This window comes from Sphingomonas sp. BK580 (genome assembly GCF_014194975.1).
Classification (GTDB): Bacteria; Pseudomonadota; Alphaproteobacteria; order Sphingomonadales; family Sphingomonadaceae; genus Sphingomonas.
This window is the reverse complement of record NZ_JACIAY010000012.1, coordinates 1-24236: the sequence shown is the minus strand read 5'-3', so window position 1 is coordinate 24236 and position 24236 is coordinate 1. Positions and strand designations below refer to the sequence as shown.

General features: G+C 73.1%; 20 protein-coding genes and 1 tRNA gene. 10 read left to right on the top strand and 11 right to left on the bottom strand.

Going from position 1 to position 24236, the window contains the following annotated elements:
• Positions 1 to 15 precede the first annotated feature (15 nt).
• Entirely contained in the window at positions 16 to 1239 is a 1224-nt protein-coding gene (locus tag FHY05_RS17975) for an FAD-binding oxidoreductase (protein ID WP_183945818.1), read from the top strand.
• The gene (locus FHY05_RS17970) at positions 1236 to 2414 is read left to right on the top strand and encodes a Xaa-Pro peptidase family protein (RefSeq protein WP_183945817.1); all 1179 of its coding nucleotides are present in this window, start codon (positions 1236 to 1238) and stop codon (positions 2412 to 2414) included. The genes FHY05_RS17975 and FHY05_RS17970 overlap by 4 nt, the downstream gene beginning before the upstream one ends.
• 161 nt (positions 2415 to 2575) lie before the next feature.
• Here FHY05_RS17970 and FHY05_RS17965 read toward each other — a convergent pair whose 3' ends face one another.
• The 4 genes from FHY05_RS17965 to FHY05_RS17950 form a co-directional block, all read right to left on the bottom strand.
• Positions 2576 to 2998, bottom strand: coding sequence for a DUF6278 family protein (locus FHY05_RS17965; RefSeq protein WP_183945816.1), 423 nt, complete (start codon positions 2996 to 2998; stop codon positions 2576 to 2578).
• Positions 2999 to 3062: 64 nt separating this feature from the next.
• Complete coding sequence (locus FHY05_RS17960) at positions 3063 to 3995, bottom strand: DNA/RNA non-specific endonuclease (protein WP_183945815.1); 933 nt, start codon at positions 3993 to 3995, stop codon at positions 3063 to 3065.
• A gap of 229 nt (positions 3996 to 4224) precedes the next feature.
• Complete coding sequence (locus tag FHY05_RS17955) at positions 4225 to 5652, bottom strand: methyl-accepting chemotaxis protein (RefSeq protein WP_183945814.1); 1428 nt, start codon at positions 5650 to 5652, stop codon at positions 4225 to 4227.
• Positions 5653 to 5779: 127 nt separating this feature from the next.
• Positions 5780 to 6379, bottom strand: a complete 600-nt coding sequence (locus FHY05_RS17950) for an NADPH-dependent FMN reductase (RefSeq protein WP_183945813.1) — start codon at positions 6377 to 6379, stop codon at positions 5780 to 5782.
• A 69-nt stretch (positions 6380 to 6448) separates the two neighbouring features.
• Here FHY05_RS17950 and FHY05_RS17945 point away from each other — a divergent pair, with 69 nt between their 5' ends.
• Complete coding sequence (locus FHY05_RS17945; RefSeq protein ID WP_183945812.1) at positions 6449 to 8689, top strand: transglycosylase domain-containing protein; 2241 nt, start codon at positions 6449 to 6451, stop codon at positions 8687 to 8689.
• A 369-nt stretch (positions 8690 to 9058) separates the two neighbouring features.
• Here FHY05_RS17945 and FHY05_RS17940 read toward each other — a convergent pair whose 3' ends face one another.
• Both FHY05_RS17940 and FHY05_RS17935 read right to left on the bottom strand, forming a co-directional pair.
• Complete coding sequence (locus FHY05_RS17940; RefSeq protein WP_183945811.1) at positions 9059 to 9634, bottom strand: opacity protein; 576 nt, start codon at positions 9632 to 9634, stop codon at positions 9059 to 9061.
• 145 nt (positions 9635 to 9779) lie between these two features.
• Complete coding sequence (locus FHY05_RS17935) at positions 9780 to 11519, bottom strand: VWA domain-containing protein (RefSeq protein ID WP_183945810.1); 1740 nt, start codon at positions 11517 to 11519, stop codon at positions 9780 to 9782.
• A 352-nt stretch (positions 11520 to 11871) separates the two neighbouring features.
• Here FHY05_RS17935 and FHY05_RS17930 point away from each other — a divergent pair, with 352 nt between their 5' ends.
• Entirely contained in the window at positions 11872 to 12876 is a 1005-nt protein-coding gene (locus FHY05_RS17930; protein WP_183945809.1) for a low specificity L-threonine aldolase, read from the top strand.
• 298 nt (positions 12877 to 13174) lie between these two features.
• Positions 13175 to 14104, top strand: a complete 930-nt coding sequence (locus FHY05_RS17925) for a DMT family transporter (RefSeq protein ID WP_183945808.1) — start codon at positions 13175 to 13177, stop codon at positions 14102 to 14104.
• Here FHY05_RS17925 and FHY05_RS17920 read toward each other — a convergent pair.
• The 3 genes from FHY05_RS17920 to FHY05_RS17910 form a co-directional block, all read right to left on the bottom strand.
• Positions 14014 to 14844: an NAD(P)-dependent oxidoreductase gene (locus FHY05_RS17920; RefSeq protein ID WP_183945807.1), complete on the bottom strand. Its 831-nt coding sequence runs from the start codon at positions 14842 to 14844 to the stop codon at positions 14014 to 14016. The two genes, FHY05_RS17925 and FHY05_RS17920, sit on opposite strands and share 91 nt — an antisense overlap.
• A gap of 72 nt (positions 14845 to 14916) precedes the next feature.
• Positions 14917 to 16386, bottom strand: a complete 1470-nt coding sequence (locus FHY05_RS17915; protein WP_311732516.1) for a CehA/McbA family metallohydrolase — start codon at positions 16384 to 16386, stop codon at positions 14917 to 14919.
• 135 nt (positions 16387 to 16521) lie between these two features.
• Positions 16522 to 19041 (bottom strand): TonB-dependent siderophore receptor, encoded by a 2520-nt coding sequence (locus tag FHY05_RS17910; protein WP_260181686.1) that lies wholly within the window; start codon positions 19039 to 19041, stop codon positions 16522 to 16524.
• Between the two features lie 248 nt (positions 19042 to 19289).
• Here FHY05_RS17910 and FHY05_RS17905 point away from each other — a divergent pair, with 248 nt between their 5' ends.
• The 5 genes from FHY05_RS17905 (at position 19290) to FHY05_RS17885 (ending at position 22542) form a co-directional block, all read left to right on the top strand.
• Positions 19290 to 20531, top strand: coding sequence for a sulfotransferase (locus FHY05_RS17905; protein ID WP_183945804.1), 1242 nt, complete (start codon positions 19290 to 19292; stop codon positions 20529 to 20531).
• Between the two features lie 62 nt (positions 20532 to 20593).
• On the top strand, positions 20594 to 21589 hold the full coding sequence (locus FHY05_RS17900) for an aldo/keto reductase (RefSeq protein WP_183945803.1): 996 nt from the start codon (positions 20594 to 20596) through the stop codon (positions 21587 to 21589).
• A 16-nt stretch (positions 21590 to 21605) separates the two neighbouring features.
• Positions 21606 to 22103 (top strand): hypothetical protein, encoded by a 498-nt coding sequence (locus FHY05_RS17895; protein ID WP_183945802.1) that lies wholly within the window; start codon positions 21606 to 21608, stop codon positions 22101 to 22103.
• 80 nt (positions 22104 to 22183) lie between these two features.
• Positions 22184 to 22351 (top strand): Flp family type IVb pilin, encoded by a 168-nt coding sequence (locus FHY05_RS17890; protein ID WP_183945801.1) that lies wholly within the window; start codon positions 22184 to 22186, stop codon positions 22349 to 22351.
• On the top strand, positions 22348 to 22542 hold the full coding sequence (locus tag FHY05_RS17885; protein WP_183945800.1) for a hypothetical protein: 195 nt from the start codon (positions 22348 to 22350) through the stop codon (positions 22540 to 22542). The genes FHY05_RS17890 and FHY05_RS17885 overlap by 4 nt, the downstream gene beginning before the upstream one ends.
• A 54-nt stretch (positions 22543 to 22596) precedes the next feature.
• On the opposite strand, the gene FHY05_RS17880 is transcribed toward FHY05_RS17885, so the two are convergent.
• Both FHY05_RS17880 and FHY05_RS17875 read right to left on the bottom strand, forming a co-directional pair.
• Complete coding sequence (locus FHY05_RS17880) at positions 22597 to 23880, bottom strand: Hsp70 family protein (protein ID WP_183945799.1); 1284 nt, start codon at positions 23878 to 23880, stop codon at positions 22597 to 22599.
• A 154-nt stretch (positions 23881 to 24034) separates the two neighbouring features.
• A tRNA-Met gene (locus FHY05_RS17875) sits at positions 24035 to 24111 on the bottom strand.
• Positions 24112 to 24236: the final 125 nt, after the last annotated feature.

Sequence of the window (24236 nt, the reverse complement as noted above, 5' to 3'; positions counted from 1 at the left end):
GCGGACGACTGAGCGATGCGCATCCTGATGGTCGGCGGCGGCGTGGTCGGGCGTACGCTGGCGCTCGCCCTCGCTCGGCGCGGCGCGGCGGTGACGCTGCTGGACCAGCGCGCCGCCGCGCCTGCCGCCTCCTGGGGCAATGCCGGCCATATCGCCACCGAGCAGGTCGAGCCGCTCGCCTCGCCCGCGACGCTGCGCGCCTTTCCGCGGCGGCTCTTCTGGCGCGGCGGGCCGCTCAGCCTGCCGCCCGCGCAGGCGCGCGACTGGCTGCCGTTCGCGCTGCGGCTCGCCTGGGCGTCGCGACCGGCGCACCACCGCCGCGGCCGCGTCGCGCTGGGCGCGCTGCTGGCGGAGGCGCTGCCGGCGTGGCAACGGCTCGCCGCGACGCTGGGCGACCCGACCCTGGTGCGCGCGGACGGCCATCTCGTCGCCTGGGAGAGCGACGCCAGCGCCTCGCGCGGCCGCGCGGCGTGGCAGGGGGCGGACACCGGCACCGCGACGGTCCATGCCGTCGATGCCGCGACGCTGGCGCGCGTGCGCGCGCTCGCGCCGGGCGTCGCGGACGCGATCCGCTTCGCCGGCAGCGCGCAGGTGAGCGACCTCGACCGGCTCGCTGCGACGCTCGACACCGCGCTCGACGCCGCGGGCGTGGCGCGCGCCACCGGCGCGGCGACACTGGAGCGCGTCGGCGAACGGGTCGCGGTGCCCGGCCATGCCACCGACCTGGTCGTGGTCGCCGCCGGGGTCGGCGCGCGCGCGCTGATGGCGGCGGCGGGCGAGCGCGCCCCGCTGATCGCCGAGCGCGGCTATCACGTCCGCGCCGCTGCCGGTCGCTGGCCCGCCGACCTGCCGCCGCTCGTCTTCGAGGATCGCTCGATCATCGCCACGCGCTACGCCGACCGCGTCCAGCTCGCGGGCTTCGTCGAGTTCGGGCGCGCCGACGCGCCACCCGACCCGCGCAAGTGGCAGCGGCTCGAGGCGCACGCCGCCGCGCTCGGGCTGCCGCTCGCCGCGCCGTTCGAGCGCTGGATCGGCGCGCGCCCGACCTTGCCCGACTATCTCCCCGCGATCGGCCGCTCGACCCGCGCCGCCAACCTGTACTATTCCTTCGGCCACCAGCATCTCGGGCTGACGCTCGCGCCGGTCACCGCCGAGCTGCTGGCCGACGCGATCGCGGGCGCGGCGCCGGCGGTCGATCTCACGCCCTACGACCTTCGCCGCTTCGGGACGCTCGCATGACCATCGGCACCTCCGACCCCGTTACCGAGATCGCCGCGATCCGTCCCGCCCCCGCAGTGCCGCCGATCACCGCGGCCGAGCACCTCGCTCGGCTCGAGCGCGCGCGCGCGCTGGCGGGGGCGCTCGGGCTGGACGCGCTGCTGGTCGGCGCGGGGGCGAGCCTGCGCTACTTCACCGGGGTGAGCTGGGGCGCGACCGAGCGGATGGTGGCGCTGCTGCTGCCCGTCAGCGGCGACCCGCTCATGATCTGCCCCACGTTCGAGCAGGGCTCGCTCGCCGCCGAGCTGGCGATCCCCGCCGCGACCGCGCTGTGGGAGGAGGACGAGGACCCGGTCGCGCTGGTGGCGCGCGCGCTGGTGCCGGCGGCGCGGGTGGGGCTCGACCCGCTGCTGCCGTTCGGCTGGGGCGAGAAGCTGCGCGGCGCCGGGCTGGCGGTGAGCGACGGCGCGGCGGTGATCGACCGCTGCCGCATGATCAAGTCCGCCGCCGAGCTCGCCTGCCTCGCCGCCGCCAAGGCGATGACGCTGGAGGTACAGCGCCGCGCCGCCGCGATCCTGCGCCCCGGCGTCGCGGCGAGCGCGGTGAAGCGCTTCATCGACTCGGCGCACCAGGCGATCGGCGGTGGCGGCTCCTTCTTCTGCGCGGTGCAGTTCGGGGCGGCGACCGCCTATCCGCACGGCCTGCCCGGCGACCAGCTGCTCGAGGAGGATCAGCTGGTGCTGGTCGACACCGGCTGCCGCGTCCACGGCTACCACTCCGACATCACGCGCACCTACGCCTTCGGGCGCGTCGCGCCCGAGGTGCACGAGACCTTCGCGGTGGAGCGCGAGGCGCAGGCGGCGGCCTTCGCCGCGGTGCGGCCGGGCGCGACATGCGAGGCGGTCGACGCCGCGGCGCGCGCGGTGCTGGAGCGCGCCGGGCTCGGGCCCGGCTATCGCCTCCCGGGCCTGCCGCACCGCACCGGGCACGGGATCGGTCTGTCGATCCATGAGCCCGCCTATCTGGTGCGCGGCGACCGCACGCCGCTGGAGCCGGGGATGTGCTTCTCCAACGAGCCGATGATCGTCGTGCCCGAGCGGTACGGCGTGCGGCTGGAGGACCATTTCCGCGTCACCGCCGACGGCGCGGCCTGGTTCACGCCGCCGCAGGAGTCGCTGGAGCGGCCGTTCGGCTGAGGCGAGCGGCGGCGCCGCTTCGGGACGAGGCCTCGACGAGCTCAGCCTCTGCTCAGCGCGGACGGTCTGGCCAGATCGCGCCCGGTCGGATCTCGACGTCGGGGCAGGGACTCGTCGTCCTGTCCCCGAGAAGGGGAGGATCAGCTGAACCTCACCTCGTCTCAGGCCAGATCCTCGACGTGCGGGATGATGGTGCGCTCCACCGCCTCGTAATAGATCTCGATCGTGTCCTCGCCCGGGTCGCGCAGCCGTGCGCGGACCTTCTCGACCGGCGAGACGGTGATCACGCCGAGATCGAGCATCGGCGCGAACGCCGCGCGGGCGCCGCCGAACAGGCCGAGGAAGCCGCGCCTGACGGGCGCCGCGGGCGTGTCGCGCCAGCGGCCGCCGAGCTGGCGGCGGATCACCTCGCCGACATAGCAGCCGGCCTCGGCGGCGGCGCTCGCGGACTTACCCTTCGCCTGTCGCCGCGCGTCGAGCAGGCGGTCGACCAGCGCCAGGCTGGCGGCCGAGTAATCGAGCACCTCCGCCTGATGCGCCGCCGCGAACCGCTCCGCCAGCCGCGCCACGTCCGCTATCGTCATCACCCCGTCCCCCCGTGCATCAGCGCTCATTATAGGCGACCGCGCCGCGGGGTTCGGCAGCGGCTCACACCAGCACGTCGGCGGCGACCCGGATCACGCGCTCGACCCGCGCGCCGGTCGCGGCTTCCTCGTTGGAGAAGCCGTCGCGCAGCGTCAGCGCACCGAAGTCGAGCCCGGTGGCGCGCTCCACCGCGGCGACCGAGCGCTGGTAGGTCTTGTACGGCCCGAAGATCAGCTCGACGCGCCCGAGGTCCACGTCGTGGTCGATCATGTACGCGGTGGCGGAGGGCGTGCCATCGTCGTGGACGAAGGCGATCACCTTCCAGTAAGCGAGCGGGATGGCGACCCCGCGATAGACCGGGTCGTCGGCGCGGAACACCGGGCCGGTGAAGACGCTGGCGCGCTCGCGCTGGCGGCGCGTGTTGCCGAGCACCAGGTCCTCCAGCCCGAGCCAGGTCTGCTGGTTGTAGGCGGAGAGCTGCGGCGCGCAGTTGGTGAAGTGGAAGGTGTCGCGGTTGGCGGTTGCCGCGTCGGCGCCCCAGTTGGGGTCCTCGCGCCGCACCAGATGGCCGCGATCGAAATCATTGTCCGCGTAGAGTTCCTCGCCGACCTGCGCGTCGGCGGGAAGGCGGCCGTCGAGCGCCCAGGGATCGCCGCCGCGCGGCACCGAGACGCTCTGCGCGCCGTCGAGGTTGGCGGCGGTGAACAGCGCGAGGCGCCGGCTGGCGGACAACACCACGGAGAAATGCGTGTAGTCGAGCCGCCCGTCGTCGCGCCCCGGCACCGCGCGCACGTCGCTGCGCACGCCGGCGGTGGAGGGCAGCGCCACGGCGAAGTCGGGGAGGTGCGCGGGGTCGTAGCCGGCGCGGCCGGCGAGGTCGCCCGCCGGGGTGACGCGCGCCAGCGCGGGGGCGAGCGTCGGCGCGGCCGCTGGGGCGGCGGCGGGCACGAGCGGGCGCAGGTCGCGCAGGCGGGGGCGGTAGGACGGGATCGGCACGGTCGGTCTCCTGCGCTGAGCGGCGGACCGACCCGGTATAGCGATTTGCGTGACGGCGCGGCGACGGTGGGGGAGCGCGATCCCCGCCCCGGCACCGCGCGCGACGGTCGTTCAGGCGTCGCCGTCCGAGATGCGCGAGCAGGACGTGCGAGCGGTGCAGCGCGTCGCGGCCGGCGGGCAAGATGCGCCCGGTGGCGTCGCCCCCTCGCCGAAGCGCCGCCTCTCGCCGCTAGAACGAGGACCAGTCGTCCTGCGCCACCGCCACCGCCGCAGCGCCGCGCCGCGCGACCGCGGCCGGGCGACGCGCCGCCGCCGGCGCCGGTGCCGCCGCGCGCGTCGGCAGCGGGCGGACGGTCGAGCGCGGCCCCGCCACCGGCGCGCCGCCCAGCGTGAAGCGCGCGATCTCGGCGGCCAGCGTGTCCGCCTCGCCCGCCAGGTTGCGCGCGGCGGCGGTGGCCTCCTCCACCATCGCCGCGTTGCGCTGGGTCACCCCGTCCATCTCGCCGACCGCGGTGTTGACCTGCTGCAGCCCCTGCGACTGCTGCTCGGCCGAGCCCGAGATGTGCGAGACCAACGTGCTGATCTCGCCGATACGGCCGATGATCCGCTCGAGCGAGCGGCCGGTCTCGCTGACCAGGGCGACGCCGGCGTCGACCGTCTCGACCGAGGCGGTGATGCGCTGTTTGACGTCCTTGGCCGCCTCGGCCGAGCGCTGCGCCAGCGCGCGCACCTCGGAGGCGACCACCGCGAAGCCCTTTCCCGCGTCCCCGGCGCGCGCCGCCTCGACGCCCGCGTTGAGCGCGAGCAGGTTGGTCTGGAAGGCGATGGCGTCGATCACCGCGATGATGTCGGAGATCTCCGCCGAGGTCCGCTCGATCCCTGCCATCGCCTCGACCGCGCGGCGCACCACCGCGCCCGATTCCTCCGCCTCGCCGCGCGCGACGCCGACGATCTCGTTGGCGCGACCCGCGCCGGCGGCGGTCTCGCGCACCGTCGCGGTGATCTGCTCCATCGCCGCCGCGGTCTCCTCCAGGCTCGCCGCCTGCTGCTCGGTGCGCTGCGACAGGTCATCCGAGGCGGCGCTGATCTCGCCCGCGCCGCGGTGAATGCCCTCGGACACCTGCGCGACCGAGCTCATGGTCGCCTGCAACGCCGTCACGGCGTCGTTGAAATCGTGTTTGAGCTTCAGGAACGGGCCGGTGAGCTCGGCGTCGATCCGGGCGGTGAGGTCGCCCGCGGCGAGGCGGCCGAGCCCCTCGCCCATCGCGAGCGCCATCTCCCGCTGCGTATCGCACTCGCGCGCGGCGAGCGAGTTCTCGCGGAAGATCGACATCGCCTTGGTCATGCGGCCGACGCAGTCGCGATTACCGGTATGCGCCACCGCGCTGTCGAGGTCGCCCGCGGCGAGTCCCTCCATCCGCACCACGGTCTCGACATAGGGCGTGCAGATCAGCCGCGCGGCGATCATGGTCACCGCCAGGATCGCGACGACCCCGGCCAGTGCGCCCCCGATGACGATTCGCGGATCGGCCGCGGCGCCGGCGAGCACGCCGTAGGCGGCACAGCCCGCGATGGCGCCCGAGAGCACCAGGTACACCAAGGTCAGCACCTTGAACTTCACACGAATCGGCGCGTGCCGACCGAACCAGTCGATCATCGGGACGTCCCCGCTGACGGCCGACGGGATGAGCGGCCGAGGAAGCCATCCTGCGCCCGACACGGCTAAGATTCCGCTAAGTCACTTCATTCAACGGAGAAGTATAACATCCATCCTGGATGGTACTTCACGCCGCCGGCACCGCGCCGGCGAGCGGGGCGAAGCGTGCGACCTGCCGCCCGATCAGCCGCAGCTGGTCGCGCACCGCCGGGTCGCTGACCCCGCCAGCGTCGTCGAACTTGGTGAGCTGGGTGTTGATCGCGGCGGCGAAGGGCGTCGGCCAGCCGCGCAACGCGTGGACGATCGAGCGCAATGCCGCGATCGTCGAGCCCGTGGCCTGCCACCCGTAGGCGGTGGCGATCAGCCCCACCGGCAGGTCGGCGAGGTAGGGCCGCCGGTCGCGCGCGGTCTCCTCGAGCAGGTCGAGCGCGTTCTTGACCACGCCCGAGATGCTGCCGTGATAGCCGGGGCTGGCGATGATCACCGCCGAGGCCTGGCGCACCGCCTCGACGAAGGCCTGTTCCTCGGGCGTGCGGCTGGTCGCGCGCGGGTCGTAGAGCGGCAGCCGCGCCATGTCCTCGCCGCCGAACAGCCGCGTGCGGAAGCCCTCCTCGCACGCCGCGTCGAGCGCCACGCGCAGCGCGCGCTCGGTCGATGAGATGCCGCCGATCGTCCCACCGATCCCGACCACCAGCGGCGCGCCCGCGCCTGTCGTTTCCTCGCTCATGCAAGGGTCCTCATGCCACGCGGTCGCGCCTTGCGACAACTGTCATATCGCTGTAAGACACTTCGCAGCATGCGCCCCCCCTACGAACCTGGCCGCGTCCGCTACCATCACACGCGCGGCGACTCGCCCGACGCGGCGAACGATCAGCGCGACGCGCCGCTCCCCTCCTTCGACCCGTGGCGCGACGACGGCGCCGCTTCCCCGCCTCCGCCGCGCGACGAGCGGCCGTGGGACGGACCGCCGCGCGACGACGGCTTCTGGCAGCAGGAGCGGCGGCGCTGGCCCGATCCGCTGCCGCCGCCGCGGCCATGGTGGCGGCGCGTGCGCTGGGGACGCTGGCTGGTGCGCGGCGCCGCGGCGCTCATCGTGCTGTTCGTCGTCGCGGTGATCTGGCTGGCGGTCACCGCGCCGCTGTCGCGCTCGCTCAAGCCGCCGACGCCGCCCTCGATCACGCTCACCGCGGCGGACGGCACGCCGATCGCGCGGCGCGGCGCGATCATCGGCGCGCCCGTCGACGCCGCCAAGCTGCCCGCGCACGTGCGCGAGGCGTTCCTGGCGATCGAGGACCGCCGCTTCTACTCGCACTGGGGCGTCGACCCGCGCGGCATCGCGCGCGCGGCCTGGGCCAATCTCGGCTCGGGCGGGGTGCGCCAGGGCGGCTCGACGATCACGCAGCAGCTCGCCAAGAACGCCTTCCTCGACTCCGACCGCACCGCCGCGCGCAAGCTGCGCGAGGCGATGATCGCCTTCTGGCTGGAGGCGTGGCTGAGCAAGGACGAGATCCTCTCGCGCTATCTCTCCAACGTCTATTTCGGCGACAACGTCTACGGCATCACCGCGGCGTCGAAGCATTATTTCGGGCGCACCCCGATGCAGCTCAACGTCGGGCAGGCGGCGATGCTGGCCGGGCTGGTGAAGGCGCCGTCGCGGCTGGCGCCGACCGGCAACCTCAAGGGCGCGCGCGCGCGCCAGGCGGTGGTGGTCGGCGCGATGGTCGACGCGGGCTTCCTGTCGAAGGACGAGGCCGCCCGGGTACAGCCGCAGCGCGTGCTCGCCGAGCGCCCCGAGACGCTGCCGACCGGCACCTATTTCGCCGACTGGGTGCTGCCCTCGGCGCGCGAGGTCGCGGGCGAGTCGGGCACCGAGGCGACGGTGCGCACCACGCTTGACCGCGGCTTCCAGCGCACCGCCGAGCGCGTCGTGCGGCAGGCCGCGCTGCGCGGCATGCAGGCCGCGCTGGTGGCGATGAAGCCCGACGGCACCGTCGTGGCGATGGTCGGCGGCAAGGATTACGGCGCCAGCGCGTTCAACCGCGCGGTCCAGGCCAAGCGCCAGCCGGGCTCGACCTTCAAGCTGTTCGTCTATCTCGCCGCGATGCGATCGGGCCTGACCCCCGCGACGGTGATGGACGACACGCCGGTCGAGATCGCGGGATGGAAGCCGCGCAACGACGACGGCCGCTACCTCGGCCCGATCACGCTGCAGCGCGCCTTCGCGCGCTCGTCCAACGTCGTGGCGGCGCGGCTGACGCAGCAGGTCGGCGTGCGCAACGTGATCCGTGCCGCGCGCGACCTCGGCATCACCACGCCGATCGCCAACGAGGCGACGATCGGGCTGGGCACCGCCGAAGTGTCGCTGCTCGAGCTGACCGGCGCCTATGCGGCGGTGGCGAGCGGGCGCTACCCCGTGGTGCCGCGCGGCGTGGAGGGCGGGCGCGGCGCGAGCTGGTACGAGGCGATCGCGGGGCGCGACACCGCCATGCCCGACAAAATCCGCGACGAGATGCGCACCTTGCTGGGCTCATCGATCCGCGGCACCGGGCGCGGCGCCAATCTGCCGGTGAGCGCCTTCGGCAAGACCGGGACGAGCCAGGGCGGCCGCGACGGCTGGTTCATCGGCTTCGCCGGCGACCTGGTGGTGGGCGTATGGGTCGGGCGCGACGACAGCGCGCCCAACCCGGGGCTGCACGGCGGCGGCATCCCGGCGCAGATCTGGCGCCAGTTCATGATGTCGGCGCTGCACATCCCGGTCGCGGTCGCGCCGGTGGAGGACGAGATGGCCGCCCCGATCGATCCGGGCAATATGCTCGACGGGCTGGGAGTCGATCTCGGCGGCGATGTCGGCCGCGCGGTGGACGAGGCGCGCCCCCGCGTCGAGGACGCGCTCGACCGACTGCGGGAGATGGGGATCGAGCTTCCCCGCCCGCCCGCGCCGCGCGAGCGCCTGCCCGAGCGGCGGCGCCTCGACGAGGGTCGCGGCGAGGACGGCGGCGACGGCGCGAAGGAGGACGGCGGGCCGGGCGGGTTCTGACGCGACGCGGGGAGGAGTTCACGCCGAGGTGCGGCGGGCATCATCGGGCGGCAGGCGAGTCCCGCTACCAGCGAGTGGCGAACGGTTGCCTCACCTTGAGCCGGCCCCACGCCCCTCGTCACCCCGGCCCTGACCCGAGATCCATGGTCCCGCGAGCACATCGGCCGGGACGGGCACCGCACGATCGCCCCTGGCTCAGGGCCGCAATGACGAGGACCCACATTCGGTATTCGTGACGGCGAGCCGCCGCCGTGGCACGGCCTCCTCGGCGCCTCGCGCCTCGGCGTGAACTGATCCAGGTCGCGCTATCGCGACATCGCGGGAACCACCCCACGCGCCCGAGCGCGCGCGGGGGGTGGCACGCTTGCCTCAGAAGTGCGCGATCACGCCTGCCATCGGGCGCACCGTCTCGAAGTCGCCGCGCGTCGAGATCTCGGCGCGGAAGCGCACGCCCTCCTTCTTGACCAGCCCGTCGAGGCCGATCGCCGACGGGCCGAACTCGCCGCCGATGCCGTAGGAGATGCGGCCATAGTCGCCGCTGTTCGAGCCGTAGCGGTCGAAGTTGACCCACTGGTAGCCGACCTTGCCGTAGACCAGCCCGGTCTCGCCCGCGCGCACGCCGGCGCGGCCGTGGACGCCATATTCCCAGTCGATGTCGCCGGTGAAGCCCTTGGCCGCATTGCCCTCGACGCCGACGAAGAACGAACCGAGCGGCACGTTGACGCCCGCCACGCCCTCGACCAGCCCGCCCTTCAGGCGGTTGCCCGGCGCGTTATAGGGGATGCCGTGGCCGGGATCGCTCTCGAACCCCTCGTAGCCGCCCATCACGCCGACATACGGGTCGATGCCGAACGCGCGCGACCCGTCGCTGGTGGTGTCCTGCGCCTGAGCGGCGGCGGGAACGAGGAAAGCGGCAGCAACGGCTGCCAGAAGCAACGTCTTCATGAGATACCTTCGTGAGAGAGGCGCGATACGTCGGCGCCTCACCCGGTCGAACGGGTCGAAGGCGCGGCAGGTCCGGCGAAATTGGAAAAAACCGCCGGTGTGGCCGATCGGTCACGCCCGTGCTGCCGCTCCTCAGAGCGCCGGTCTAGCGCGCCGCGGCGGCGAGCCCGGCGAGGCGGACGAACTCCTGCCGCCAATAATCCTCCTGTCGCCCGGCGAGCCGCTGCGCGTCGGCGAAGGTGAAATCGCCCAGCAGCGGGTCGCCGCGCAGCTTCTGCCCATAGGCCGCCACCGCGGCGACGAAGGCCATGTCACCGCGCGCGGGCGCCGCCGCGGTGAGCGCGCGCGCCGGCACCGCGCGCGCCAGCTCGCGCGAGCGCGTGCCGTCCGGGTCCTTGTAGCGCAGCCGCACGTAGCAGGCCTCGCCGCCGCGCGCGCCCGCCGCGGCGCCGGCGGCAGGAGCGGCGTAACGGCGCGGCGCGGTCCAGCCCGCCGCGCCGGCGGGCACCACCTCGTAGAGCGCGGTGACCTGATGCCCCGCGCCCATGTCGCCGGCGTCGACCGAATCGTTGCGGAAATCCTCCTCGCGCAGCGCGCGGTTCTCGTAGCCGATCAGGCGATACTGGCTGATCTGCGCCGGGTTGAACTCGACCTGGACCTTCACGTCCTTGGCGATCGTCACCAGCGTGGCGGAGAGCTCGTCGCCGAGCACCTTCTGCGCCTCCATCGCATTGTCGATATACGCGTAATTGCCGTTCCCGACGTCGGCGATCCGCTCCATCATCGCGTCATTGTAATTGCCCGAGCCGAAGCCGAGCGTGGTCAGCGTGATCCCCTCGTCGCGGCGGCGCTTGACCAGTTCCTCGAGCACGCGCGTGTCGCTGATGCCGACGTTGAAGTCGCCGTCGGTGGCGAGGATGATGCGGTTGATCCCGCCCTCGCGGAAGTGCGCGCGCGCGGTGGCGTAAGCGAGCTCGATCCCCTGCCCGCCCGCGGTCGAGCCGCCCGCCTCGAGGCAGGCGAGCGCCGCCTCGACATAGCCTTTATCCGCGGTGGGCTCGAGCACGATCCCGGCGCTGCCGGCATAGGCGACGATCGCGACTCGGTCGTCCGGGCGCAGCCGCTGCGCCAGGCCGCGCAGCGCCGTCTTCACCAGCGGCAGCTTGTCCGGCTCCGCCATCGAACCCGAGGTGTCGACGAGGAAGACGAGATTGGCCGGCGGTCGCGCGGCGGCGGTGCGATCGTCGCCGCGTAACCCGACGCGCAGCAGCCGCGTCGCCGGGTTCCACGGCGTCACCGCCACGTCGGTGGTGATGCTGAACGGCTGCCCCGGCGTGGTCGAGCGCGGATAGTCGTAGCGGAAATAGTTGATCAGCTCCTCGGTCCGCACCGCCTCGGGCGGGACGGTCGCGCCCTGGTTGAGCAGGCGGCGGACATTGGCATAGGCGCCGGTGTCGACGTCGATCGCGAAGGTGGAGACCGGCGCGGTGGCGGTGTCGACCACGGCGGCCACGGCGCGGCCCTCGTAGCGCTCGCGATTCGCGGCGGAGCCGTACGGGGCAGACGGCGCGACGACGGCGGAGGCGGTGTAGCCCGGCGCCGGCGGCGCGGCGGGCGCGCTGCCCGGCGGTGGCGGGGGTGGAGGTGGTGGCGGCGGAGGCGGCGGGGGCGGCGGCGGCGGCGCACCCGGCGCGAACACCGGAGGCGGCGTGGGCACGCCGGCGGTGACGATCGCGCCGGACCCGGCCCAGGATCGCTCTCCCGCCTGGGTGCAGCGCACCGGCGACCGTGCCGGCGTCGCGGCCCGCGCCGGCTCCCGCGGCGGCGCCGCCCCGACCAGCAGCGCGGCACTGACCAGCGATCCGATGACGGTGCGACCCGACATGACCTTCTCCCTTTTGGGCGTCAGCGTGACAGCCCGGTCCCGCGCCTACAAGCCGCCCCATCGGCGATCGCCACCACTGTGGGTCAGATGGGGTGCCGCCCCGTGCGCCTCTACCGAGCGGCCGTGCCACTCGGTCGCCGGTGCGGCGTACGTCGCTGCCGCTGTCCTACACGTCCGCGCTCGTGCCATCCTGCGCCGCATGCGCCATCGCCACCGCGCCCTGCTGCGTCCCGCCCCTGACTCCCTCCCGCGCGCCCGCGCCGCGACACACGCCGGTGACTCAACATTCGCAACATTCGCGCCCGCCGGCACCACCTTGACCGCCCCGCGCGGCTGACCGAAGGCACTGACTATGCGCTTCTTCTCCGACAATGCCGCGCCGGTTCACCCCGCCGTGCTGCGCGCCCTCGCCGACGCCGACCGGCTCGACACCGCCTATGACGGCGACCGCTGGTCGAAAGCGCTCAACGCGCGATTCGCCGCGCTGTTCGAGACCGAGACGCTGCGCGTGCTGTGGGTGCCGAGCGGCACCGCGGCCAACTGCCTCGCGCTCGCGGCGCTGTGCCCGCCGCACGGCGCGGTGCTGTGCCACCGCGACTCGCACATCCAGAACGACGAGTGCGGCGCGCCCGAGTTCTTCACCCACGGTGCCAAGCTGCTGCTCGCCGAGGGTGCCGGTGCCAAGCTCACGCCCGAGAGTGCCGCGGCGGTGCTCGACCTGCAGCGCTACGACGTCCACCAGCAGCGCCCGCACGCGCTCTCGATCACCAACGCGACCGAATATGGCCGCGTCTACGCGCCCGCCGAGGTCGCCGCGCTCGGGTCGCTGGCGGCGGCGCGCGGGCTCGGCTTCCACATGGACGGCGCGCGCTTCGCCAACGCGGTGGTCTCGACCGGCGCCTCGCCCGCCGATCTCACCTGGCGCGCGGGGATCGACGCGCTGAGCTTCGGCTTCGTCAAGAACGGCGGGATGAACGCCGAGGCGCTCGTCTTCTTCCGCCCCGAGCTGGCTGAGGAAACGCTGTTCCGCCGCAAGCGCGCCGGGCACCTGCTGAGCAAGGGGCGCTATCTCGCCGCGCAGCTGCTCGCGATGCTCGACGGCGACCTGTGGCTCGACTGCGCGCGCGCGAGCAACGCGGGCGCGGCGCTGCTCGCCGCGGCGGCGGGCGAGCGGCTGGTCCACCCGGTCGAGGCGAACGAGGTGTTCCTGCGCGTCACGCCCGCGGAGGCGGCGCGACTGCGCTCGCTCGGCTTCGACTTCTACGACTGGGGCCCCGGCGAGGCGCGGCTGGTGATCAGCTGGGACCAGCGCGCCGAGGACATCCGCCCGCTCGCCGCGGCGATCGCGGCGCTGTGAGCGGGGGTAAACCTCTCCCCTCCCCTTCAGGGGATCGTTGCGAAATTCGTTTTTGTGCTCCTGCGGAAGCAGGAGCCCATGGTCGCACACACCGCAAGCTGTTGTTCTGCTTGGCCCTGGGTTCCGGCGTTCGCCGGAACACGGTCACCAAACCCGCAAGTTGGGCAATCTCGCAATGGTCCCCTGAAGGGGAGGGGTCGGGGGTGGGGCGCCCCGGCGATCGGCGCGCTCGGGGAGGTGCCTCACCCCAACCCCTCCCATCAAGGGGAGGGGCTTCGCTCGCGGGCACATCCGCGCCATGACCCTGCCCCGCCCCAACAGCACGCGCGCCGCGGTGCTCATCCCCTTCGCGATCGTCACGCTGATCTGGGGCTCGACCTGGATCGTCATCCGCGACCAGCTCGCCGGCGCGAACGTGCCGCCGAGCTGGTCGGTGAGCTATCGCTTCCTCGTCGCCGGGCTGACCCTGGCGGCGGTCGCCGCCTGGCGCGGCGAGCTCGGCGGGGCGCACCGGCGCGATCCCGGCTTCTGGCGCTTCGCCGCGCTCGTCGGGCTGCTCCAGTTCGTGATGAACTTCAACTTCGTCTACCGTGCCGAGCAGCATATCACCTCGGGGCTGGTGGCGGTCACCTTCGCGCTGCTGCTGGTGCCCAACGCGCTGTTCGGGCGCGTCTTCCTCGGCCAACGGCTGGGACCCCAGCTGTTGATCGGCTCAGGCATCGCGATGCTGGGAGTGGTCCTGCTGTTCGTGCGCGAGGCGCGCGGCGACCCCAATGGCGCGCGCGAGACCGTGGCAGGCATCGCGCTCACCCTGGTGGCGATCCTCTCCGCCTCGGTGTCGAACGTGATGCAGGCGACCGAGCGCGCGCGACGCTACCCGATGCTACCGATGCTCGCCGCGGCGATGCTGCTCGGCGCGAGCATGGACGCGGGCTGGGCCTGGCTCACCACCGGCCCGCCGGTGTTCGACCCGCGGCCGAGCTATGTCGCGGGCGTACTGTACCTCGGGATCGCCGCCTCGGCGCTGGCCTTCACGCTCTACTTCCGCCTCATCCGCGTGATCGGCCCGGCCAAGGCGGCCTACAACAGCGTGATCGTACCGGTGATCGCGATGCTGCTCTCGACGCTGTACGAGGGCTATCGCTGGACGACGCTGGCCGCGGCGGGGGCGGCGCTCGCCGGAATCGGGCTGGTGGTGGCGCTCAGCGCGCGCAGGCCGGCGCGATAGTCGGGGTAGAGCAGGTACCAGCCGAGCACGCGTTTGGCCTTGGCGTTGGCGACGCGGCGGTTCTCGGCGTGGAAGGCGCGCGCCGCCGGGCTGAGCGCCTCCACCGGCACGATCGGCGGTGCGGGCAGGCCGAGCTTCCGCGCGGCGTGCTCGAGCACCGCGTCCTGCGGCGCGGGTACGTCGTCGGCGAGGTTGTAGGGGCCCGCGGGCGCGGCGAAGCCGGCGACGACGCCGCGCGCGAGGTCGGCGACATGGACTCGGCTGAACACCTGCCCCGCCACGCCGGTGCGCCGCGCCGCGCCGGCGGCGACGCGGTCGAGCGGCGAGCGCCCAGGGCCGTAGATGCCGGGTAGGCGAAAGACGCGGGCGCCGAGCGCCAGCCAGGCGGCGTCCGCGCGGTTGCGCCCGGCGCGGCGTCCGCGATCCGCGGGGGCGCTCTCGTCGACCCAGGCTCCGGCGGTGTCACCGTAGACGCCGGTCGAGGAGAGATAGCCGAGCCACTGCCCGCCGAGCAGCGCGCCATAGCGGGCGAGCACCGGGTCGTCGCCCGCACCGTCGCGTTCGGGCGGGACCGAGGCGAGCACATGAGTCGAGGCGGCGAGTCCGGCGCGCACCGCGTCGGCGTCGTCGAAGCGGATCGTGCCGTCGCGGCCGTCGCGCGTGGTGGCGAGCAGCGGGGCGCCGGCCGCGTCGGCGATCGCGCGCGCGGCATAGCCGAGGCCGAAGACGAACAGCCGCATGTGGTGGTGCCCCCTCGATCTGCCCAACGGGGGAGACGAGCGGGCGTGCGCGTGGTTCCGCGGCAGCGACCGTCAGCCGGTCGAGCCCGGGCGCCCTGCCACGGGGGCCGTGCCGGCGACATAGATCGCGTTGCCGATCAGCAGCGGCGCGCCGTCGCGCTCCACGGTGGCAGCGATCCAGCGCCGCGCCGCGCCGGCGGGCACGTCGAGCGTCAGCACCGCCGCCTCGCCCGCCACAGCGCGACGCGCCAGCTCGCCGCCGTCACCCCACAGCCGCAGCGTGGCGCCGTCCGCGCCCGCGACACGCACGCTGAGCCGGACCGGCACCCCGACCGGCAGCGTTCCGCCCATCGCCGCGCTGGTCCCGCCGGCGGTCGCGGTCAGCTCGAGCTGCCGCCCCGCACCCGCCACGTCGATATAGGCCCGCCCCGCGCGGATCCCCTCGAGGATCGCCGCGGTGGAGAGCTCGCTCGCCTCGACCACCGTGGTCGGCCGGCCGATGGGCGACTGGCCGGCGGGCGCGTCGGGGTCGTGGTTGTCGCTGCCCGCGACCGCGGTGACGCGATCGCCCGCGCTCAGCCGCGCACGCCACAGGGCCAGCCCGGTGAGCGGCCCGGTCGTGATGGCGCCGTTGATCACCTCGATCGAGTCGACCTGGCCCCAATCGGTGTCGGGCCAGCTCCAGCCGCAGCCCATGCAGCGCTCGCCCGACGGCAGGCCGGGGTGATTGAGCGAGAACAACGCGCCGGCGGCGTGCGCGTCGCGCTGCAACGCCGCCACGCCAGCACGCCCGGCGAGGCGGAAGTCGACGAAGCGCGACGGCGCGAGGATGTTGGCGTGACCGTGAAAGGTGGTGAGCTCGACGCCCGGGATCAGCAGCAGCGGCGCGACCCAGGGCTGGAGCTCGCGCAAGGCGGTGAAATGCGCGACGGTGTTGTGATCGGTCACGGCGACGAAATCGAGCCCGGCCGCGGCGGCCGCGAGCACCGTGCGGAACAGCGGGCAGGGCACACGCGCGGGGGTCGGCACCGCGACTTTGGCGCGGGTGGCGCAGGAGCCGTCGCTGTTGCCGTCGTGGAGGTGGAGGTCGCCGCGGTACCAGGCGCGTCCGGCACGCAGCGGCGCGCCCTCGGCCTGGGCGATCGCGGCGCGCGCGCCGGCGCGGTCGAACCAGAGCTGGACGCGGTAGCGGCTGCGCGTGCCGGCACGGATGTTGGGCACGCCGAGCATCACCTGCCACGTGCCGGCGGGAAGCGGGCCGGCGAGATAGCCGGGGGTGGCGTCCGTGGTGGCGACCGTCACGCGGTCGCGCGCGCCCCCGCTCCAGCCGCGAAAGCGCGTCGGGTCCCACAGGCCGAGATCGACCACGGTGTAATCCGCCTTGTCATAGCGGAGCGCGAGCGTGATTCGCTCGACCCCCTCGGGAACGGCGACGGGAACCGCACGATACGTCTCGTTGTCGGCGCGGGTGAGCTCGCCGGTGAGGGTGACGTCCTGGGCGACGGCGGGAGGCGCGAGAAGCAGGAGAGCGAGGACGGTCACGAGGAAGCGGCACAAGCGTTCACCCGTCGCGTTCGGGTCCCCCGCGGCGATGCCCCCCTTCCCTCCCCCTCTCCCCGCGGGAGCAGGAGGGTGGCGCGTAGTGCGGCGAGGGTGGGAGTGGGCCACGGGCGCGCCTCAGAACCGCACGTCCACCGCGAAGCGCAGGTTGCGGCCCAGGATCGGTCGGCCGATGAACAGCGAGTCGCTCGCCTGACCGCTGGTCAGCTCGCCGGCGCGCGGGTTGCCCTCGGTCAGGCCGAGCGCGTTGGTGAGATTGTCGCCATAGGCCCAGAGCGAGACGCGGTCGGTGAGCGCGAAGCGCGCGCTCGCGTTGAGCACGGTATAGGCCGGCAGCTCGGAGGTATTGGCCGCGTCGGCGTAGCGCCTGGTATAATGCTCGACGTCGCCCTGCACGCGCAGCCGATCGCCCAGCAGCGTCACCGCCGGCGTGGCGCGCAGCGCCAGCCTGGGCACGCGGAGCAGCTGGTTGCCCGAGTAATCGCGCGGCGTCAGCGTCGTGCCCGACAGCTCGTTGTAGCGCAGGTCGCGGAAGGTGGGGTCCTGCGCGGTGGCGTTGAGCGTGAAGTCGAACCAGCGCGCCGGCCGCACCGTCGCCTCGAACTCCAGGCCATAGGCGCGCGTGTTGGTGTAGATCGTCTGCTGCGTGTAGCCGCCGCTGGCGGCGTCGAACTGGAAGTTGCCGATCGAGTAAGCGTCGAAGTCGGTCAGGAAGGCGGTGGCGTAGGCGCTCAGCAGCCGATCCGAGTATTTCAGCCCCGCCTCGTACAGGCGGATGCCCTGGGTGCGCGGCTGCGCGGTCGCGCTGGTGATGAAGCTGCCGACGCTCGGCAGGCGGAAGGCCGAGGTGTAACGCGCGAAGACACCCGCCACGTCGGCGAACTGCCAGTCGACGCCGATGGTCGCGCCGACTCGGTCGAAGGTGCGGTCGAAGCCGACGAACTGGCCGTTGCCGGTGAGCACGTTGTTGTCCGCCAGCGTCGCGGGGTCGCCGAGGTTGACGCTGGTCGAGCCCTCCTGCGCGCCGTCGGTCTGGACATGCTCGTAGCGCAGCCCGCCATCGATCCGCACGCTCGGCAGCAGCTGCCACTCGTCCGAGGCGTAGACCGCCCAGGTCGTCTGCTGGCCGCTGCCGTCGGCGAACTCGGAGCCGTAGCGCGAGACGCCGTTCTGCGTCGCCGCGCCGACCACCTGGCCGGCCGCGTTCACCGCGACGAAGTCGAGCAGGCGCGAGTTGTCCGAGACGTCCTGCAGCGTCGTCGCCGAGTAGCGCCGGAAGGTCTCCTTCACGCGCGCGAGATAGCCGCCGACGGCCACGTCGTGGCTCTGGCCGAACAGCTCGAAGCGGCGGCTCAGCCGCAGGTCGTCGAGGAACTCGCTCTCGATCACCGTCACCGGGCGCGCGCTGTTCTCGAACACCAGCCCGTTGCCGTTCTGCGCGGCGAGATCGAACGCCTCGCCCGTGTCGGTGTAGCGCAGCCGCACGTCGCTCGCGCCCGGGTAAGCCGCGAGCAATCCGGCGCGGCGCGACGCGACGTAGCTCGCCGCGGTCGCGATCGAGGCGGGATAGACGCCGTTGCGCACCGTGTTCGACGAGCGATAGCGCGCGTTGTTGGTGAGCTTGAACCCGTTCCCCATGTCCCAGGCGGCGAGCACCGAGAATTGGTCAAGCCGGATGCTGGTGCCGTCGGTGTTGTCGAAGTTCACCGGGCCGCTCGCGCTGCGCAGCGTGAGATAGGCCGAGGCGCGGCTGGCGGTGGTGCCGTAATGCGGGTCGAAACCGGGGATGCCGGTGACCTCGCCGTGGCGGTCCTTGGTCAGCGGGATGCCGGTGTAGAAGATCGCGTTGTCGTCGAGGTGCTTGTAGCCGAGGGTCAGCTGCGCGTCGCCGAAATCCTTGGCCAGGTCGGCACGCACCTGCCCGCCCTTGTTGCCGGTGTAACCGGGATCGCGCACGCCCTGCTCGCTGCGGTAGAAGCCGCCGACGCCGAGCGTCCAGCCGTCCGCCAGCGGCGTGCCGACCCAGCCGTCGAAGCGGAACAGCTCGGCGGTCGGCCCGTACAGCACGCGCGCGTTGGCGCTGAGCGTGTCGCCAGGCTTGCGCGTGATGTAATTGACCACGCCGCCGGGCGCGTTCGAGTAGAAGATCGAGGACGGACCGCCGCGCACCACCTCGATCCGCTGCACCGACTCGTCGATGCGATAGGCCTGGTCGGCGTTGAGATAGCCGAGCGCGGGATCGTGCTGCACCGGCAGCCCGTCCTCGAGCAGGTTGATCGAGCCGAACCCGTCCACGGGGATGCCGCGCGCGCGCACGTTGCCGCTGCCCTCGCCGCCCGAGGCCTCGACCCAGAAGCCGGGAACCGACTTGAGCGTCTCGGTCACGCTCGACGGCGCGCGCGAGCGGATCCCGGCGTCGTCCAGCGTGGTGACCGAGTAGCTGGTCTCGAGTTTGGTCCGCTCGCCGCTGCCAGCGCGACCCGTCACGACAATGTCCTCGCCGCTCGGTGCGACAGGGTCGGCCGTGGCACTGCCGGCGGCGGGTGTCTCACCCTGGGCGTTGACCTGGGCGGCGACCGACATCGGCAGCAGCAGGAGCAGCGCGGCCGGGGCCGCGCCGAGCGTGAGTCGTGACATGATCCGTTCCCCGCGACATCCGGTCGATTGGGCGGGGCCTAGGCAGTAACCATGACTTGCACGGGTCAGATATGTGGCAGTGAGGTTACCCCAATCGCCGATCTCACACCTTTGTCGGCGTTCGCGGCTGTTCACCGGCGGCGTGCGCGACATTGGCTGCCATGTCGGCGACTCTGCCGCACATATGTAAATTATTGTTATGGCGCGCTTCCTCTGGCACGTCGCGGCCACACGCGCGTTCTTGCGCCATGCTGCCGCCCGCCGTACCGCCCCCGTCGCTGCACCGCGGGACGCCCTCGACCCGCATCCGCGTCGCCGACGCGGCGCTCCGCCGGCTGTGGGCGGCGGGCTGGGCCGAGACGCCGAGCCTCGATCCGGCGGTGCTGATCGCCAAGGCGACGCGACGCGCCGGGGTCGCGGCCGACGAGGACCGCGTCGGCTGGCGCCGGCGGCTGGCGCTGCTGTGCGACGATCTCGAGGGTCCGGCCCGGCTGAGCGGACTCGGGCGCACCATCGCGCACGGCCAGCTCGTCGGCGCGCTGGCGACCCGCTTCCGTGCGCACGCACTGTGGCAGCGCCATCCCGAGATCGCGGCGCAGCCGATCGCCGCGCCGGTGATCGTCGTGGGCCAGATGCGCTCGGGCAGCACCCGCGTGCAGCGGCTGCTCGCTTGCGACCCGCGGCTGACCTACACGCGCTTCTACGAGGGCTGGCACCCGGTCGGCACGCCCGCCGCGCGCCTCGACTCGCGCCGCCTCAAGGGTCGCCTGGGACTCGCCTGCGCGCACGCGCTCAACCCCGCCTTCGCCGCGATCCACCCGACCAGTCTCGATGCCGCGGACGAGGAGATCGGGCTCCACAACGTCTCGATCTTCGGCGCCGCCTTCGAGGCGCAGTGGCGCGTGCCCGGCTTCACCGCCGCCGTGGAGCAGGACGATGCCGCGCCGGTCTATGCCGAGTTCCGCCGGTTGCTCCAGACGATCCGCTGGCAGCGACGCGAGCGCTGTGCCCGGCCGTGGATCCTCAAGGTGCCGCAGTTCGCGCAGGACCTGCCGAGCCTGCTCCGCGTCTTCCCCGACGCGCGGCTGATCCATCTCCACCGCGACCCTGAGGCGGTGGTGGCATCGTCCGCCTCGCTCGTGTGCAACCAGATGCGGCTGCAGTCGCACCACGTCGATCCGACGTGGATCGGCGCGGAATGGCGCCGCAAGGTCGCGCTGCGTGCCTCGCGCGTCGCGGCCGCGCGGGCGCGTGCCGACGTGCCGCAGCTCGACCTTGCCTATGACGACGTGGGCGGCGACTGGCTCGGCGAGATGCGCCGGGTCTACCGCGTGCTCGACCTACCACTCACACCCGAGGTGAGCGCGGCGATGCGCGCCTATGTCACGGCCACGGCGCCGGGGCGGCGCGCGGCTCACCGCTACGACCCGCTCGCTTATGGGCTGGCGCCGGCGCCCGCGCTACCGGCCGCGGCAGCGGTCGCGGCGTGAGCGACGGACCGCGGCGCGGTCCCGGACGTTCGGGCCGGGCGAACACGAGACGAGGCACCCAGATGGACTATCGCAAACTCGGCACCACCGGCCTGGACGTGTCACCCTTGTGCCTGGGCTGCATGACCTTCGGCGTGCCCGACCGCGGCAACCACGCCTGGACGCTCGACGAGGAAGCCAGCCGCCCGATCCTGCGCCAGGCGGTGGAGGCGGGGATCAACTTCTTCGATACCGCCAACGTCTATTCGGACGGCACCTCGGAAGAGATCGTCGGCCGAGCGCTCAAGGAGTTCGCGCGGCGCGACGAGCTGGTGATCGCCACCAAGGTGCACGGCCGCATGCGCCCCGGCCCGAACGGCGGCGGGCTCAGCCGCAAGGCGATCATGACCGAGATCGATGCCAGCCTGCGCCGGCTCGGCACCGACTATATCGATCTCTACCAGATCCACCGCTTCGACTTCGAGGTGCCGATCGAGGAGACGCTCGAGGCGCTGCACGACGTGGTCAAGGCGGGCAAGGCGCGCTACATCGGGGCCTCGTCGATGGCGGCGTGGCAGTTCGCCACAATGCTCCACGTCGCCGACGCCGAGGGCTGGACCCGCTTCGCGACGATGCAGAACTATCTCAACCTGCTGTACCGCGAGGAGGAGCGCGAGATGCTGCCGCTCTGCGCCGCGGAAGGGGTCGGCGTGATCCCGTGGAGCCCGCTCGCGCGCGGGCGACTGACGCGGGACTGGGACGAGACCACCGAGCGCTCGCAGACCGACGCGTTCGGCAAGACGCTGTACGAGCACACCGCCGCGGCCGACCGCCGCGTCGTCGAGACAGTCGCGGCGGTCGCGGCCGAGCGCGGCGTGCCGCGCGCGCAGGTCGCGCTGGCGTGGGTGCTCGCCAAGCCCGAGGTGTCTGCGCCGATCGTCGGCGCCTCCAAGCCGGCACACCTCGACGACGCGCTCGCCGCGCTGGAGCTGGGCCTGAGCCAGGCCGAGATCGCGCGACTGGAGGAGGCCTATGTCCCGCACGCGGTGGTAGGCCACTCGACGCAGGGCTTTCTGTGAGCGCGGGGCGAAGGGCATGACCCCGCTGCTGCTCTTCGCCGCCGCGGCGGCGCCAGTGCCGGGCACGGTGGCGGTGGTGGTGCGTGACGGCGAGACGGTGCCCGCCGCAGCGCGCTACGTCGAGGCGGCCACGGCGGCGCTGGCGCGCGCCGACTTCACCCCGCTGCCCGACGCGGGGCACAGCCGCTACGTCGCCGAGCTCGCGGTGAGCACGACCGAGAACGGTGTGGTCGCCTCGCGCGGCGCCGAGGTGGCGCCCCCGGTCTACCATGGCGGCGGTTTCTCGGTCGGCCTGCCCTCGCGCAAGGAGCAACTCCACGCCTTGGTGGTGACCAAGCTGCGCGTCACCGTCTCGCTGCGCGCCGACTCGCAGGTGGTGTGGACCGCCGAGGCCAGTACCGCGCGCGCCGCCGGCACCGCGAGCGGCTCACCCGAGGCGGTGGCGACCGCACTGTGCGATGCGCTGCTGCGCTGGTTCCCCCACGCTCTGCCCGGCCCGCTCTCGGTGCCGTGAGACTGGTGGCAAAGCGTTAACGTCGCGAAGTTAAGACGACGGTGAACGGCCCGCCACGCGGGCGCCGAGGATAGGCTGCCATGTTCCGACGCTTATTTGGAAACCGCCGCGGCGCCACCGCGATCGAATATGGGCTGATCGCCGCGCTGGTGGCGGTCGCGGCGATCGCGGCGATGAAGGGTCTCGGCAACCAGCTCGGCAACAGCTATCGCGGCACCGCCGCCAAGATCAGCGCGGCGGGCGCGTGAGCGCGCTGGCGCTCGGCTGGGCGATGGCGCAGCTGCTCGCCGCCGGCGTGATCGTGGTCGCGGCGCTGAGCGCCGGCGTGACGATGTCGGCGCGGGGCGAGCGTCGTCGCCTGGGCACGCTGCCCTGCGCGGCGCCGCGCGGCCGCATCTCGGCGCAGACGCGCGCCTTGATGGAGCGCGGCGCGGACTGAGCGGCGCGGCGCGGCGCGATCGAGGACCTCGCCGCCGAGCGGAGCCGCGGACGCTCAATCTTCCGCGTGAACCCAGACACTAGGGTCGTCCTCGCGCGCCACCAGCGCTAGGCCGTGGGCGATCGAGGTGAGCTCGCCGCCCGAGGCGATCCGCTCCGGGCCGAAGCGCGCCTCGAACAGCGCCCGCACGGCGGGGACCAGCGAGGTACCGCCCGTCAGGAAGACTCGATCGATCGCCGCCTCGGCCACGCCCGCCCGGGTCAGCGCGCAGTCGAGCGTGGCGGCGATGCGGCCGACATCCTCGGCGATCCAGTGCTCGAACTCGGCGCGGCGCACCTCGGTGTCGATCGCGATCCCCTCGCCCTCGAAGCGGAAGCGCGCCTGCTCGGCCGCGCTCAGCGCGCGCTTGAGCTGGCCGACGGCATCGTACAGGGCATAGCCCTGCTCGTGCTCGATCAGCGCGATCATGCGCACGATCGCCGCCGGATCGAGCGCGCTGCGGCGCAGTCTGTCCAGCTCGGCAAGCGTGCGCCGGTTGCGCATCAGCGCCAGCTTGGACCAGTCCGCGACGTCGGCGAACCAACCGGCGGGGATGTCGAGTATCTTGTCGAACGAGCGGTACCGCCCGCCCTTGCCGAGCTGGGGCAGGACGAGCTGGTCGACGATGCGCGCGTCGAAGCGATCGCCCGCGATGCCGACGCCGGCGTGCGCGAGCGGGGTGCAGCGTGGCGCGGCACCGCGGGCGGCGACCCGGACGATCGAGAAGTCGCTCGTACCGCCGCCGAAGTCCGCGACCAGCAGCGTCGCCGGGCGATCCAGCGCGCTGGCGTCGGCGAAGGCGGCGGCGAGCGGCTCGTAGACATAGTAGATCTCGCGCGCGATGCCGTCGAACATCGCGTCGTAGCGCCGACGCGCGAGCGCTGCGTCGGGGCGCGCGCCCGCGTAGGTGACCGGACGTCCGACGACGAGCCGGTCGATGCGGTCGAGCGCGCCGCCCGCCGCTCGGCCGAGCTCGGCGAGGAAGAGACGACCGAGTTGCTCGAAGGCATAGCGCTTCTCGAACACCGGTGCGGTATCGAACGAGCCACTCGCCGCGACCGACTTGAACGACTGGAGAAACCGACTGTCGGCGGGAAAGTCGAGATACTCGCGGATCGCGGCGGGACCGGCGGCGACAGCGATCCCGTCGCGCGCACCCGCCTCGTGCCAGAAGCACAGCGCGGTGCGGTAGACCGATGAGTCCTGATCGAGCGCGACCAGGGTGGGGACGGTGTCGCCGCCGCTGGTGCGCGCGATCACGGTATTGGTGGTCCCGAAGTCGAGGCCGAGCGCGGTCATGCGGGTCTCCGGTGAGGGGAGCCTGCCCTAGCGTCCCGCGGCGTGCGCGGCCAGTCCGCCCGACTGATGGGCTGTGCCGGCGCGGATGTCGGGACGCGCGCACGAGCGTGCCCGCCAGCATCGTGCTGCGGGGCGTGGGCTGCTGTAGGAAGGTTGGTTGCGGGGACAGGATTTGAACCTGTGACCTTCAGGTTATGAGCCTGACGAGCTACCGGGCTGCTCCACCCCGCGTCACGCTCTCCTTGCTGGAGAGCGGTGTGTGTGAATGGGTTCTTGTGTGATGGGTATGCAACGCGCGGGCTGCAATGCCTGGCGGCGACCTACTCTTCCACTGCTTAGGCAGTAGTACCATTGGC

What these genes read in the sequence shown, in the direction of transcription:
- FHY05_RS17975 (WP_183945818.1), top strand. Translation starts at nt 16, where the DNA reads ATGCGCATCCTGATGGTCGGCGGCGGCGTGGTCGGGCGTACGCTGGCG.
- FHY05_RS17970 (WP_183945817.1), top strand. Translation starts at nt 1,236, where the DNA reads ATGACCATCGGCACCTCCGACCCCGTTACCGAGATCGCCGCGATCCGT.
- FHY05_RS17965 (WP_183945816.1), bottom strand. Translation starts at nt 2,998, where the DNA reads ATGACGATAGCGGACGTGGCGCGGCTGGCGGAGCGGTTCGCGGCGGCG.
- FHY05_RS17955 (WP_183945814.1), bottom strand. Translation starts at nt 5,652, where the DNA reads ATGATCGACTGGTTCGGTCGGCACGCGCCGATTCGTGTGAAGTTCAAG.
- FHY05_RS17950 (WP_183945813.1), bottom strand. Translation starts at nt 6,379, where the DNA reads ATGAGCGAGGAAACGACAGGCGCGGGCGCGCCGCTGGTGGTCGGGATC.
- FHY05_RS17945 (WP_183945812.1), top strand. Translation starts at nt 6,449, where the DNA reads ATGCGCCCCCCCTACGAACCTGGCCGCGTCCGCTACCATCACACGCGC.
- FHY05_RS17940 (WP_183945811.1), bottom strand. Translation starts at nt 9,634, where the DNA reads ATGAAGACGTTGCTTCTGGCAGCCGTTGCTGCCGCTTTCCTCGTTCCC.
- FHY05_RS17935 (WP_183945810.1), bottom strand. Translation starts at nt 11,519, where the DNA reads ATGTCGGGTCGCACCGTCATCGGATCGCTGGTCAGTGCCGCGCTGCTG.
- FHY05_RS17930 (WP_183945809.1), top strand. Translation starts at nt 11,872, where the DNA reads ATGCGCTTCTTCTCCGACAATGCCGCGCCGGTTCACCCCGCCGTGCTG.
- FHY05_RS17925 (WP_183945808.1), top strand. Translation starts at nt 13,175, where the DNA reads ATGACCCTGCCCCGCCCCAACAGCACGCGCGCCGCGGTGCTCATCCCC.
- FHY05_RS17920 (WP_183945807.1), bottom strand. Translation starts at nt 14,844, where the DNA reads ATGCGGCTGTTCGTCTTCGGCCTCGGCTATGCCGCGCGCGCGATCGCC.
- FHY05_RS17910 (WP_260181686.1), bottom strand. Translation starts at nt 19,041, where the DNA reads ATGTCACGACTCACGCTCGGCGCGGCCCCGGCCGCGCTGCTCCTGCTG.
- FHY05_RS17905 (WP_183945804.1), top strand. Translation starts at nt 19,290, where the DNA reads ATGCTGCCGCCCGCCGTACCGCCCCCGTCGCTGCACCGCGGGACGCCC.
- FHY05_RS17900 (WP_183945803.1), top strand. Translation starts at nt 20,594, where the DNA reads ATGGACTATCGCAAACTCGGCACCACCGGCCTGGACGTGTCACCCTTG.
- FHY05_RS17895 (WP_183945802.1), top strand. Translation starts at nt 21,606, where the DNA reads ATGACCCCGCTGCTGCTCTTCGCCGCCGCGGCGGCGCCAGTGCCGGGC.
- FHY05_RS17890 (WP_183945801.1), top strand. Translation starts at nt 22,184, where the DNA reads ATGTTCCGACGCTTATTTGGAAACCGCCGCGGCGCCACCGCGATCGAA.
- FHY05_RS17880 (WP_183945799.1), bottom strand. Translation starts at nt 23,880, where the DNA reads ATGACCGCGCTCGGCCTCGACTTCGGGACCACCAATACCGTGATCGCG.